At 44.3% G+C, this 14,324-nt stretch carries 11 protein-coding genes; 2 read left to right on the top strand and 9 right to left on the bottom strand.

Translation table 11 applies throughout. The features are described from left to right. Nucleotides 1–258 precede the first annotated feature (258 nt). Both MKX68_RS23945 and MKX68_RS23940 read left to right on the top strand, forming a co-directional pair. A complete protein-coding gene (locus MKX68_RS23945; RefSeq protein ID WP_338587222.1) occupies nt 259–1,179 on the top strand; it encodes an ArsR/SmtB family transcription factor in 921 nt (306 codons plus the stop codon). Between the two features lie 49 nt (nt 1,180–1,228). Further along, nucleotides 1,229–1,993: an HAD family hydrolase gene (locus MKX68_RS23940; protein WP_036613669.1), complete on the top strand. Its 765-nt coding sequence runs from the start codon at nt 1,229–1,231 to the stop codon at nt 1,991–1,993. A gap of 28 nt (nt 1,994–2,021) precedes the next feature. Here the strand turns inward: MKX68_RS23940 and MKX68_RS23935 are convergent, their stop codons facing one another. The 9 genes from MKX68_RS23935 to pdhA form a co-directional block, all read right to left on the bottom strand. After that, entirely contained in the window at nt 2,022–4,361 is a 2,340-nt protein-coding gene (locus MKX68_RS23935; RefSeq protein ID WP_340914279.1) for a type IA DNA topoisomerase, read from the bottom strand. A 125-nt stretch (nt 4,362–4,486) separates the two neighbouring features. Continuing rightward, nucleotides 4,487–4,978 (bottom strand): ferric iron uptake transcriptional regulator, encoded by a 492-nt coding sequence (gene fur, locus MKX68_RS23930; protein ID WP_036613667.1) that lies wholly within the window; start codon nt 4,976–4,978, stop codon nt 4,487–4,489. Between the two features lie 231 nt (nt 4,979–5,209). Then, nucleotides 5,210–6,697, bottom strand: coding sequence for a glutamate synthase subunit beta (locus MKX68_RS23925; RefSeq protein ID WP_289389509.1), 1,488 nt, complete (start codon nt 6,695–6,697; stop codon nt 5,210–5,212). Nucleotides 6,698–7,312: 615 nt separating this feature from the next. After that, nucleotides 7,313–7,801, bottom strand: a complete 489-nt coding sequence (locus MKX68_RS23920; protein ID WP_338587227.1) for a dihydrofolate reductase — start codon at nt 7,799–7,801, stop codon at nt 7,313–7,315. Nucleotides 7,802–7,851: 50 nt separating this feature from the next. Next, nucleotides 7,852–8,646, bottom strand: a complete 795-nt coding sequence (gene thyA / locus MKX68_RS23915) for a thymidylate synthase (protein WP_036613661.1) — start codon at nt 8,644–8,646, stop codon at nt 7,852–7,854. A 485-nt stretch (nt 8,647–9,131) separates the two neighbouring features. Continuing rightward, nucleotides 9,132–10,547 (bottom strand): dihydrolipoyl dehydrogenase, encoded by a 1,416-nt coding sequence (lpdA, locus tag MKX68_RS23910; protein WP_036613658.1) that lies wholly within the window; start codon nt 10,545–10,547, stop codon nt 9,132–9,134. A gap of 3 nt (nt 10,548–10,550) precedes the next feature. Further along, a complete protein-coding gene (locus tag MKX68_RS23905; protein WP_340914277.1) occupies nt 10,551–11,873 on the bottom strand; it encodes a dihydrolipoamide acetyltransferase family protein in 1,323 nt (440 codons plus the stop codon). Nucleotides 11,874–12,049: 176 nt separating this feature from the next. Next, entirely contained in the window at nt 12,050–13,027 is a 978-nt protein-coding gene (locus MKX68_RS23900) for an alpha-ketoacid dehydrogenase subunit beta (RefSeq protein ID WP_074095465.1), read from the bottom strand. Between the two features lie 101 nt (nt 13,028–13,128). Further along, nucleotides 13,129–14,196: a pyruvate dehydrogenase (acetyl-transferring) E1 component subunit alpha gene (gene pdhA, locus MKX68_RS23895; RefSeq protein ID WP_017688072.1), complete on the bottom strand. Its 1,068-nt coding sequence runs from the start codon at nt 14,194–14,196 to the stop codon at nt 13,129–13,131. Between the last annotated feature and the right edge of the window lie 128 nt (nt 14,197–14,324).

Raw genomic sequence — 14,324 nt, 5'->3', positions numbered from 1 at the left:
CGACTTTTGTATGTTATACATATGGTTTTAAACTGCTATTTAAAGATCGGGGCTTTGCCCCGGACTTGAACATTATAGTGGACAACGCCCTGCAAAACAAGCCATAATAGAGGTTGTTCAAAAAGTTCACTTTTGATTACGAATCATGCCTGGTGGCATCATCAGCTTCGAAGATGAAAACCAGACTTTTTGAACACGCACTAATCGTACTTAAGTCGCTGCGTACATTTAGATGTGACGGGAGGATTCTGCAACATTATGGCTTATCATGTGAAAATTGATGTTTCACCGATATATGAAATGCTTAACAGCTTTCTGGTTTATGTCACGAAAAAATGGATTCAGCATCTGGATATTGGTCCTGAATGGATCGTTGAAGTGGAAGGCAAACTAAGTTCCAATGTACGAGCTGCGCTCGCACCTGCTGCCACTTGGCCTTTTGATGATTTTGATGTTTTGTTTGCATGGGCAGCATATCAAAATGATACATCGGAGAATCGTGATTTCCTGGACATGCTTGCCGGAATGACAGCGGAAGACCTGTTTGCGCGTGTGTCTCCTCTTCTGCCCGCTCTTTCAATAGAAGAATCTACGCGCATTCGGAACAGTTATGTCCCATTATTGCGACTATGGGATGAACACTACTGTCAGAATATGAGCGAAGATCAGCGTGTGTGGCTGGAAGAAGATGCAGAAGAAAAACGCATTTTGCTTGATAAAATGGGCCCAGAACTGCTTATTGAATATGCTACAGCGGGCGTTCTTGTTGAACCGATGCCTGGACTGAACGAAGTCATCCTGTTTCCAACGGTACACAATCGCCCTATTAATATGTACTGCTTCTATGAGGGTATGATGATCATGCAGTATCCAGTAGATGCACCAGAAGAGAACGAAGACCAGCCACCAACATGTCTTTTACGTTTCACCCATGCACTGGCTGATCCCGAAAGACTTCGCCTGCTTCGTTACGTTTCGGATGAACCCAAATCCCTTGCTGAGATGTGTGAAGAATTGGGTAAAGACGAAGACACCGTCAAAGATCAGGTAATGGCGCTACGCATCGCAGGTCTGCTACGGACCCATCTGCTTGGAAGTAACCGTAAAGAGAAATACAGTATTCGGCCGGATGGCGTATCTGAATTGAATATGTTCCTGGAATCCTACATTCGCATTTAATTTAGTTGAACCATTGTGGAGTTACTGGCTACAAGGAGTGAGTTAGATCATGAAAATAATGAAACAACATATTTTATTTGACCTTGATGATACACTCGTATATTGCAACAAGTACTTCAACCTGATTTTGGGTGAATTCTTTGAGAATATGCAAGAGTGGTTTGATGGACATTCTTTGACAACGCAAGAGATTCGCGAAAAACAGCTGGAGATCGATGTAACCGGAGTGAACAAGCTTGGTTTTGCAAGTCATCATTTCCCGCAATCTCTGATTGATACCTATCGTTATTTTTCCGGCAAGTTCGCCAGGTTAACCTCTCCCAGAGAAGAGTCTTATCTGAGCAAGTTGGGTATGAGTGTGTACGATCAGGAGGTTGAACCCTATCCTCATATGGTTGAAACGCTTGAGAACCTCAAAGGTGCTGGACATTCCCTCTACTTATATACCGGCGGCGAAACCGTGATCCAGCAACGTAAGATTGATCAGATGAAACTCTCGGCTTATTTTGATGATCGGATCTATATCCGACAACACAAAAACGTCGAGGCACTGGAAGGCATTCTGTCTAATGGTCCGTTTGATCGTCGTGCAACATGGATGATTGGCAACTCACTGCGGACAGATATTATGCCCGCGGTAAAAGCCGGAATTCACAGCATCTACATCAAACAACCGAATGAATGGCAATACAACATCGTAGAACTTCAGCCTAATCCGGAAACGTCGATGTATACCATCACTGCACTGGAAGAGGTACCAAAAGTAATACACGAAAATATACAACAGCAGCAACAGAAAAGGACCCTTGGATAAGGGTCCTTTTACTTTATGATGAATAAGATCAAGCATCCTGTTTCTCACCAGATAACTTGCCTGTTACCACGTCTTGCAAAATAATACGTGCCTTCACCGTACTTCCGTCTTTTCGTTTGAACGATAGTACCTGGGTACTCCCCTTCTCAATCAGCGATTTTAACATCGTACTGGTGATTTTCTTGCCCGCATACTCTTTCCAGACCACAAACGAACAGCCTTCCTTGAAACGTGAGCATCCATAACCCTTCTTGCCCTCTATGATCTGGCCTGTACAGCCGGGGGAAGGACAGGGTGCCAGTAACTCTCTCACTCCGGATGGGCTCGCAGTTGAAGATGGCGTCTTGGTGGTCGTGCTTTTCCCACTGCCAGTTCTTGATGAAGATGCCGAAGTCTGACGGGACGTTTTTACAGCCGAACTGCCACTGGATGCCTTGGCAGATGTCCTTGTATTCCCTGCTTGGGTTCTGGCTCCCTTGCCTTTCCCCCTGCCTGCCCGTGAGTCTTCTCCAAAAGCATCTGCCGGCGCCGGAGCTTGCACACGTACTTTCTCAATGATGGACAACGTGAATTTCTTAACGTTCTCCATGAACTTGTCCTGCCCCGCCTCACCTTTGGAAATCTGATATAACCTTCTTTCCCATTGCCCGGTCATCTCAGGTGAGGTTAACAGATCTACACCCGCGCGGCGAATCAACTCAATAGCCGTTCTGCCTTTGAGCGTTAACTGCATTTTTTTTCCCTGTAGCGTAATGTAACCTACGTTTTTGAGGCGCTCAATCGTAGCAGCACGTGTAGCCGGAGTACCCAAACCACTGTCTTTCATCGCATCTCGCAGCTCTTCATTCTCGATCTGCTTGCCTGCACTTTCCATCGCTTTGAGCAATGTTCCCTCGGTATAACTTTTGGGAGGCTGAGTCGCCTTCTCTTTGAACTCACTTTTCGTACATTGAACAGGCAATTCAGGTTGTACACTAAAAGCCTTGTCCGTCCACTCTTCAGCTTCCTCTTCCTCATTGCCGTTTTTCTTGCTCTTCTTCTTGCCTGCACCGCCCTGTTCCTGATCTCCAGAACCGAGAACCACTTTCCATCCGAGGGACAGCAGCTCTTTGACAGATGTCTTAAACTGATGTTTCTCCACTTCGGTAAGCACGGTATGTTGCTTATACTCCGCCGGAGGATAAAAGTGAGACAAGAAACGTCTGACAATCAAATCATAGATGTTCTGCTCATCCTTGGATAAGGTACCTGGTCGCTTCAAAGTAGGTAGGATCGCATGGTGATCCTCAACCCTGCTCGGATTACATACCCCTTTATTATTCTTATGAACAAGCTCCGGCTTGGCCCCTTGCGCAAGCTCACTATAGGTACCATTTTTAAGCAGGTTTAGCGTTTTGTGCATACCTTCAATATTCTGTTCAGTAACATAGTTGGAGTTTGTCCGCGGATACGAAATTACCTTGTGTTTTTCATACAAGGCCTGTGCGATATCCAGTGTTTTTTTGGCACCATATCCGAACTTGGCATTGGCTTCACGCTGTAAAAGGGTCAGGTCATACAAACGATACGGATACTCTTTCGTCTGCTTCGCTTCGTATTTGGTAATCTGCCCTGTCTTGCCCTTCACACTGGCTGCAATGGCCTCTGCTGCCTCCGCATCGGTCAACTTATCTCCCTGACGCAGTCCCCGGTACTCGACACCTTCCTGCCGAAACCAGGCGGCTACTTCATAAAAGGTCTGTGACTGGAACGCTTCAATCTCTATTTCCCGATCGTAGATTAGCGCGAGTACCGGCGTCTGCACACGGCCTACAGACAACAATGCATTATGGCGGGTTGTAAACGCCCGTGAGGCATTCATGCCGATCAGCCAATCGGCTTCACTTCTGGCGCGAGCAGCATGGGTCAGATTTTCAAATTCAGAGGCATCCTTCAGACCATCAAAACCACGTCTAATGCTCTCTGCCGTCAAATCCGATATCCATAATCGCTTTACAGGCTGACGCAGCTTCAATTGCTGTTGTATGAGGGCGAAGATGTACTGCCCTTCTCTCCCTGCATCACAAGCATTAACGATCGCTGAAGCCCGTTTCGCCAGTTCTCCAATCATTTTAAGCTGATCTTTTGTCCTCGGATTGGGTACAATCTTGAACTGATCGGGTATGATCGGCAGGTCCGCTATATTCCAGCGCTTGTACTTCGTATCATAGGCATCCGGTTCAGCCAGTCCAAGCAAATGCCCTATCGCCCAAGTGATGATGTAATGCTCACCCTCCAGATACGTGCGATTGTTCTTGGCCTTTGGTTCTATGACGGCGGCAATGGTTCGACCCATGTCGGGTTTTTCCGCTATAACCAGTGTCTTCATCCGTCCATCTCTCCTCCTTCACCGTCCGCATGACGGCAAAAAGGGGCATTCCGCCGACGGAAGCCCCTTGCTTCTGAAACTCATTATATCAGATTTTGGATTCGGGAGCACCTTCCCGAAATGAATTATCCTGCTGCCTGTTCCTTTAATACATGTTTTTGTCTGCACTCTTTGCATACACCCTGGAAATCCAGACGATGATCCGTAACAGCAAAGCCATACTGACGCTCGATTTGTTGTTCCAAACGAAGCAGCCCATCTTCCATAATCTCTTCCACTTTACCACATTCTGTACAGATCAAATGATGGTGGTGATGGGAACCATCTGTACTTCGTAGATCAAAGCGCGCAGCGCCGTCACCAAAGTTAATTTTTTCAACGACCTGAAGGTCACTCAGCAGTTCGAGAGTGCGGTATACGGTAGCCAATCCAATCTCAGGGAACTGCTCCTTAACCAAGAGAAATACTTCCTCTGCGCTAAAATGATCCTTTTCATGTTCAAGTAATACACGTACAGTAACTTCCCGTTGTTGTGTTAACTTATATCCTTTTTCAACCAATTGATTTTTAATGTGAAAGATCTGTTCTGAAATGGACTTGTCCCGGTTACTTGCCATAGCAGGTCGCACCTCCGATTTATATTCATTAAACCTTACTTTTATCGTACGGATTCATGGTTTCAGTTAATCCTTATTTATAATTATTATAATATAATAATAAATCTTTATCACTTAAAAAGCAATGATATTGCTCACACTTACATGAAATATGTAGTCAAATTGGTTAAAATAACAGCAAACAACCCTCGCTGATCGCGAAGGTTGTCGTTTATATCTTGTTCTATACTTTTACACCAGAACCGAAGCACCCATCAAGTATTTGTCCACTTCACGAGCAGCCTCACGGCCTTCATTAATTGCCCATACAACCAAGCTTTGACCACGACGCATGTCACCTGCTGCAAATACTTTATCCACATTGGTGTTGTATTTGCCGTAACGTGCCTTAACATTTGTGCGACGATCTGTTGCAAGTCCCAATTGCTCTACCAACGTTTGTTCCGGTCCATCAAAACCAATGGCAATCATGGCCATCTGAGCCGGGAATACACGCTCTGTACCTGGAATCGGCTGATAAATCTTGCGACCAGTCTCATCCACAATACGCTCGATCTGTACGGTATGCAATTCTTTGAGGTTCCCCTCATCGTCTCCGACAAATTTTGTTGTCATGATGGAGAATTCACGCGGATCTTGACCAAACAACGCTTTGGCTTCCTCTTGCGCATAATCAAGTGTGTATACGTTCGGGAATTGCGGCCAAGGGTTGTTAATGCGATCACGTTCCATAGGCGCTTGTGTATGCGTACCGAATTGAGTAATCGTACGACAACCATGACGCAGCGATGTAGCTACACAGTCAGATCCTGTATCACCGCCACCAATGACGATAATATCTTTATCCTTAGCGGACAGATATTGACCATCTTCCAGATTGGAATCCAGATAACTCTTAATGCTGCCATTCAGGAAATCCATGGCGTAATGAACGCCTTTCAAGTCACTGCCTTCAATATTGAATTCACGCGGCTTCGTTGCACCACCACACAATACAACAGCATCATAATCATCTACGAGTTGTTGTGCTGCAATATCCTTACCGATCTCGGTATTCGTGATGAATTGAACGCCTTCTGCTTCAAGCAGATCAACACGACGTTGAACTACCTTTTTATCCAATTTCATCGTTGGGATACCGTACATCAACAATCCGCCGACACGGTCCGAACGCTCATATACGGTTACCAAGTGTCCTGCTTTATTCAACTGAGCCGCAGTAGCCAATCCCGCTGGACCTGAACCTACCACAGCTACACGTTTACCCGTACGTTTTTCAGGAGGTTGGGGAACTACCCATCCTTCTTCGAAACCTTTTTCAATAATTGCTTCTTCAATCGTTTTGATGGTTACAGGCTGACCGATTAAGCCAACTGTACAAGATCCTTCGCAAGGAGCTGGACAGACGCGACCTGTAAACTCTGGGAAATTATTCGTTTTGTGAAGGCGCTCAAGTGCTTCTCTCCACAGTCCGCGATATACAAGATTATTCCATTCTGGAATCAGGTTATGCACGGGGCAACCTGATGTGCCGCCAATCATATCTATACCTGTATGGCAATACGGGGTACCACAATCCATGCATCGTGCACCTTGTGTTCTGAGCTCTTCTTCAGCCATATGTTTATGAAACTCTTCCCAATCCTTAATCCGCTCCGCTGGCTCACGATCTGCTGGCAGTTGACGTTTGTATTCCATAAATCCAGTAGGTGTAGACATCTTACGTTTTCCCCCATCCGTTCTTGTCTTAATCCCTTCATGTGCATGGTTCTATATGAAATGGATTACTCATTACTTGAGTTTTTGTCTATTGTATCACAAAATCTTCTCGAAGATATTTCAATTATAGTAGCATTTACTGTGCTGAATATTAAATGGATTATCCGCATAATTATTTGTATTTTATACATCATATCTTTCAAGTCTACCCATGGTCAATACCCTTATTTTGGTGTTAAATGTGGTTTTGAACTGCGAAATCTGGTGTGTGTTAAAGAAATAAAAGGTCGAAACGTTAAGTGAATGTTAGATAATTTGTCATGAAATCCAACATATTCTGCTATAAATCGTTCTTAATTCCGAATATCAGACTTGTTTTAGGGCTTCACAACGTTAAAACCTCAAAACTTTTACACTTTTTTACTGTTTAATGCTTGCCCACATGTATATTATACATAAATACCAATTACTCATGTTATATTTATGTTATATGTATTCCAATCTAAACAAGTGACTCATTTTTTTATATAAAAAAGACGCTGTTCACGAATATTTCGCAATCAGCGTCTCTTATCATACAAATACGACCGAAGTCAGGAATTTCTTATGCCATATTTACCGTTTACGTTCATAAAATTCGAATGTATACGCATGAACATTTTTCTCATCCTGTTCGCCTTCAATCTGTTCAATCAGTTGCCATTCGGACCAATCCACTTCGGGGAAAAACGTATCTCCCTCAAAATTCTCATGAATTTTGGTCACCACTAGACGATCTGCAAGTGGCAAGAACTCGCGATACACTTGGGAACCCCCAATTACACACAGTTCCTCACCTTTGGTTACACTCAGACCCTCTTCAATCGTATGTACGATTTCAGCCTGTTCCACCTTGTAGTTCAGATCTCTAGTCACCACAATATTACGGCGCTGAGGAAGGGGCTTACCACCAAAGGATTCCCACGTATTACGTCCCATGATAATCGTTTTATTTAACGTACGTTGTTTGAAAAAGGCCATATCCTTGGGTAAACGCCATGGAATCGAATTGTTTAATCCGATCACACCGTTCTCCCCCATTGCCCATACCAATTCAATACTCAAGGGTAATACACTCCTTCAATCCAAGTCTCTTATCGAGATTGAACACATAATTAGACTGCAATTGGAGCTTTAATGCCCGGATGATGCTGGTAGTTCTCAAACTCAAAATCTTCAAACTTATAATCAAAAATAGAATCCGGCTTACGCTTGATTACCAGCTTAGGTAAAGCATAAGGTTCACGCTCCAGCTGAGTTTTAACCTGATCAACATGGTTAGAGTAGATGTGAACATCCCCTCCAGACCAAATGAAGTCACCCACCTCAAGATCACATTGCTGAGCGATCATATGAGTTAAGAGCGCATAACTCGCGATGTTAAACGGTAACCCGAGGAACGTATCCACGGAACGCATCGTAAGCATACATGATAATTTACCCTCTGCAACGTAAAACTGAAACGCAAAATGACAAGGTGGAAGCTTCATATTGTTGATCTCAGCCACATTCCATGCGCTTACAAGGTGACGACGTGAATCCGGATTATTTTTGATCGAATCAATAACTGCGGCTATCTGATCAATTTTTTCTCCGTTTGGTGCTTCCCATGTGCGCCACTGCGAGCCATATACCGGTCCAAGATCTCCATTTTCGTCCGCCCAGTCGTCCCAGATCTTCACACCGTTTTCTTTCAGATAAGATATATTGGTATCGCCACTCAAAAACCACAACAGTTCATGAATAACCGATTTGAGATGAATTCGTTTGGTTGTTACCAGCGGAAATCCTTCGGACAGATCATAACGGAGCTGTCTGCCAAATACAGATTGTGTTCCTGTTCCTGTACGGTCTCCTTTATGCACACCGTTGTTCAGAATATCCTGTAATAAATCGAGATAGTTTTTCATGTTGATATCCCCTCACTAAAAAATATTTACACTTACCACTCCGATGACAGAACAACCTTCCGATCGCTGTTATCCCCAGATTTTTTTGATTTCCTTTTCCAAAGGTAAAATCCGGGGATAAAGGCGAAGCGTATGCTTCCGATGCAGCTTTCCTTCAGAAAGCTTTTAGCTCCGCTTCTTCAGGTTCTTTCTGTCCTCTACGTTCTCGTGTAAAAGATTAGTTTAACTTCAATACTAATTACATAGACCGTGATTGGCTTGGAGCCACATCATAACTGATCATTACTACAGTGTACCACAATTGTGTTGTTGGATAAAATCAATTCACTAAAACTTGTGAGCATGTAAATTTTCATCATATCACATACACGAGTATCTTAAATTTTTCGGATCTTGCTCAAAAAAAAGAGACGAATAACGCGTTAACGTCATTCGTCTCTTCTGATATACGTATAATGCCGGACGGATCCGAAGCTTAGACGATCTTAACGGGAGATGATGTGGATCGGGTGACCCATAACCAATTCCGCAGCTTCCATCACGATTTCGCCCAAAGTTGGGTGAGCGTGAATTGTGAGAGCCAGATCTTCCAATGTTGCGCCCATTTCAATTGCCAAACCAAGCTCAGCAATCAAGTTGGAAGCTTCCAGACCTACGATTTGGCAACCCAATACAAGGCCGCTTTCTTCGTCAGCTACGATTTTCACGAAGCCTTCAGCGTGGTTCAAAGATACAGCACGGCCGTTACCCGCATAAGGGAATTTACCTGCTTTTACTTTGTAACCTTTTTCTTTAGCTTCTTTTTCAGTGTAACCTACGCTGGAACACTCTGGATCTGTGAACACAACAGCTGGCATACATTTGTAGTCAACTACAGATGGTTGTCCTGCGATTGCTTCAGCAGCCACTTTACCTTCATAAGAAGCTTTGTGTGCCAGAGCCAGACCAGATACGATGTCACCGATAGCAAAGATGTGAGGAATGCTGGTACGACCTTGGTGGTCAACTTTGACAAATCCACGCTCGTCAACGTCAACACCAATCATGTCGAGACCCAGTTCTCCATCTGTGTTTGGACGACGTCCAACAGTTACCAGCAGGTAATCTGCAGTTACTTCTTTGGACTCACCATTTACAGAGTACTTAACAGTTACATCTTTATCCGTTTGCTCAGCACTTTCAGCTTTTGCACCCGTTACGATTTCAATGCCTGTTTTCTTCATGTTTTTAGCCACGAGGCTAGTCATGTCTTTATCGAAACCTGGCAGTACTGTATCCAGACCTTCAATGATTGTTACTTTTGCACCGAATTTGGAGTACATTTGACCAAGCTCAGCACCGATATATCCGCCACCGATAACGATCATGCTTTTTGGTACTTCAGGCAAGTTCAGAGCTTCTGTTGAAGACAGAATGCGTCCGCCAAACGGGAAAGGTTTCAGTTCGATTGGACGGGAACCTGTTGCAATAATTGCATTTTTAAATTTGTAACGTGGAGACTCGTGGTCATTAAATACACGAGCTTCGTTTTCGTTGATGAACATGCACTCACCGTTGAAAACTTCAACTTTGTTGCCTTTGAGCAAACCAGCTACGCCGCCAGTCATTTTCTTAACAACGCCGTTTTTGAATTCTTGAGTTTTGCTGAAGTCCACTTTTACGTTCTCAGCAGAGATACCAAAAGCTTCACCGTGAAGTGCAGACTCATATTGATGTGCAGCTGAGATCAGGGCTTTGGATGGAATACATCCACGGTTCAAACAAACACCGCCCAGTTCGGATTTGTCTACGATCAATACGCTTTGGCCCAGTTGAGCAGCGCGGATGGCAGCTACATAGCCGCCAGGACCCGCACCAATTACTAATGTGTCGATATTGAGAGAAGCGTCGCCTACTACCATATCTTACACCTCCATAACAAGCAGCTCAGGGTTAGCGAGCAGCTGTTTAATGTAATTCATAAAGTTTTGTGCTGTTGCGCCATCGATGATACGGTGGTCAAAGCTCAGGGAAAGAGCCATTACAGGTGCTGCAACTACTTCGCCGTTTTTGATCACTGCTTTTTCGCTGATGCGTCCTGTTCCGAGAATAGCAACTTCAGGGAAGTTAATGATTGGAGTGAAGAACATACCGCCAGCAGAACCAATGTTACTGATGGAGATTGTGCTTCCTCTCATTTCATTCGCGCTCAATTTGCCGTCACGACCACGAGCAGCCAGATCACGGATAGAATCAGCGATCATCCAGATGGATTTACGATCAGCATCTTTGATAACAGGAACGATTAAGCCGTTGTCTGTATCTGTAGCGATACCGATGTTGTAGTATTTTTTGTAAACAATTTCGTTAGCTTCTTCATCAATCATAGCGTTCAGAGCCGGGAATTGGCGGGAAGCCGCAACCAATGCTTTAACGATGAATGGCAGATAAGTAACTTTTGTTCCTTTTTTCTCTGCAATTGGTTTCATGCGAGTACGGAAAGCAACCAATTCAGTTACGTCCACTTCGTCCATGATTGTAACGTGAGGTGCTGTGTAAGCCGATTTAACCATTGCATTAGAGATTGCTTTACGGATACCTTTGAATGGTACGCGCTCTTCTTCAAGGTATTGATCAGCTGCAGCCGCTGCTGGTGCTGCGGATTTTTTCTCTTCTTGAGCCGGAGCTGCGGAAGATGCCGCTGCGGAAGAACCGCCACCGTTTTTGAAGGATTCAACATCTTCTTTGGTTACTTTACCGTTGTTGCCAGTGCCGTTAACCTGAGCGATGTCTACACCTTGTTCACGAGCAAATTTGCGCACGCTTGGTGTTGCCAGAACGTCTTTGGCAGGTACTGCCGGAACGCTGTTGATGCCGCCTTCTTTAGCTGCATCCGAGCTGGAAGCTGCTGCAGAAGAACCGCTTGTGTCAGCTCCGCCTTGAGCTGCATCTTTCTCTTGCTCGCCTTGATCGCCAGCAGGAGCGTCGTCTTGCTCAGGAAGTTCGCCTTCTGCATCGATGATCGCTACAACTTCACCAACGTGGCAGATTTGACCGTCTTTAGCGAATACTTCTGTAACTGTTCCGTTAACCGGACAAGGTACTTCCACAACCGCTTTGTCATTCTGTACTTCCATGATGATGTCGTCGTCAGTTACTTTGTCACCGACTTTGATGTGCATCTTGATGATTTCGCCTTCGTGTAGGCCTTCGCCCAATTCAGGGAATTTATATTCAAATTTAGCCAACTGAAAAACCTCCTTGATTATGTGCTCAATCCTGAAAACAACCCTTAACTCCAAGAAACAACTGTTACTGCTAATGCAAATAACTGTTACTCAAGGGGCTAATGGCTGTTTACAGTGCAGCTTGCGCTGCGGTGTGAATCACCATACTGCGCCTTGCGGCATGTCAGATGATTAAATTAGAAATTTACGACTTTATTAACCGCAGCAACAATACGTGCTGGGTTAGGCAGCCAAGAATCTTCGATTTGTGCAAAAGGATATACAGTATCCGGACCAGCTACACGCAGAACCGGTGCTTCCAAGTGCAGGATTGCTTTTTCATTGATTTGGGCAATGACTTCAGCTGCAACACCTGCGCTCTTTTGAGCTTCCTGTACAACAATTGCACGGTTTGTTTTCTTAATGGAAGCAACGATGGTATCGATATCGATCGGGCTAACCGTACGAAGGTCGATAACTTCAACTTTGATTCCTTGTTTTTCGAGTTCCTCTGCTGCTTTCACAGAAGTATGAACCATCATACCGTAAGTAATGATTGTTACATCGGAACCTTCACGAACAACGTTCGCTTTGCCCAATTCAACAACGTAATCTTCTTCAGGCACTTCTGCACGGAAAGCATGATACAGGTTCAAGTGCTCCATGAAGAATACAGGATCGTTATCGCGAATAGAAGCGATCATCAGACCTTTTGCATCGTAAGGGTTAGAAGGAACAACGACTTTGATACCTGGTGTTTGCGTGAGCAGACCTTCCAGGGAATCTGTATGCAATTCTGCCGCTTTTACACCGCCACCGAATGGTGTACGGAATACGATTGGAGAATTGTATTTTCCACCAGAGCGGAAACGCATACGAGCAGCTTGCACTACCATTTGGTCAAGGGCTTCGAAGATAAAACCAACGAATTGGATCTCAGCAACCGGACGGAAGCCTTGTACACCCAGACCTACAGCCAGACCACCAATAGCGGACTCAGCCAGTGGTGTATCAAATACACGCTCTTCGCCAAACTCTTTTTGCAGACCTTCCGTTACACGGAAAACGCCGCCTACATTACCTACGTCTTCACCGAAGAGCAGAACGTTAGGATCACGTTTCAACTCCACGCGAAGCGCATCACGAATTGCTTCTTTCATGTTCATTTGTGCCATTTGCTTCATTTCCTCCTTAAACATTGACAGTTCACATTTGAATTCGTACATGTATACCGGGACATTAAAGTCGCGGATGTTTATGCTTTATCGGAAAAAACTTATTGGAAATCAGCTTTTTGCTCTTCCAAGTGCTTAGGCGTTTGTTCGAACATGCTGTCGATCAAGCCTGAAATCGTCATTTTCTCGGTTTTTTCCGCTTTTTTGATTTCTTCATTTACTTTAGCTTTTGCTTCTTCTTTCACACGTGCTGTATCTTCTTCAGTCCAAAGACCTTTTTTCTCCAGATATTTAGCGAAACGTGCGATAGGATCTTTAGCAGACCATTCTGCCTCTTCTTCTTTTGTACGATACTTGGAAGCATCATCCGAAAGGGAGTGAGGACGGAAACGGTATGTTACTGCTTCGATCAATGTTGCGCCTTCTCCGTTACGTCCGCGCTCAGCAGCTTCCTGAACAGCTTTGATAACAGCGAAGATGTCCATACCGTCAACTTTAACACCTTTGATACCTGCCGCTACCGCTTTGTGAGCGATGGACAGAGCTGCTGTTTGTTTAGCAAAAGGAGTTGTGATGGCATAACCATTGTTTTGTACGAAGAAGATAACAGGCAGTTTGTATACACCAGCGTAGTTCAGACCTTCATAGAAGTCACCTTCAGAAGAACCGCCATCACCTGTGTACGTGATAACAACTTGTTTTTGTTTCTTCAATTTGTAACCCATAGCGATACCCATTGCATGCAGAATTTGTGCACCAATGATGATTTGTGGCATCAATACATTAACGCCATCTGGAATTTGTCCACCATGTTGGTGTCCACGGGAGTACAAGAATGCTTGATAAAGAGGAAGTCCATGCCATACGAGTTGCGGAATGTCACGATAGCCAGGACATACAAAGTCTTCTTTTTCAATTGCAAATTCACTACCAACCATTGTAGCTTCTTGACCAGATACTGGAGCATAGAAACCAAGACGACCTTGACGGCCCAGGTTTACTGCACGGTCATCCCAAGTACGGGTAAATACCATGCGGTACATAATTTCTTTTAATTGATCATCGGAAAGTGTAGGCATCATGTCTTTGTTAACAATTTCGCCGTCAGGAGACAGCACGGACAGAGCTTCTACATCCTCTGTATACACTTCATAAGGAACCTTGCTCATTTTTTTCTTCACCTCAACAAAAAATTTGAATATCAAGTTCCGCTGTTATAATATTATTATACACCTGTTTCACTCCATACGTCAAAGAAATCCGTAATTTTTTTATGTTTCCTGCCGGATTGTATGTA

Source organism: Paenibacillus sp. FSL M8-0212, from assembly GCF_038004645.1.
GTDB lineage: Bacteria > Bacillota > Bacilli > Paenibacillales > Paenibacillaceae > Paenibacillus.
The sequence above is the reverse complement of the archived record's forward strand: the minus strand, read 5'-3'. Positions and strand labels throughout refer to the sequence as shown.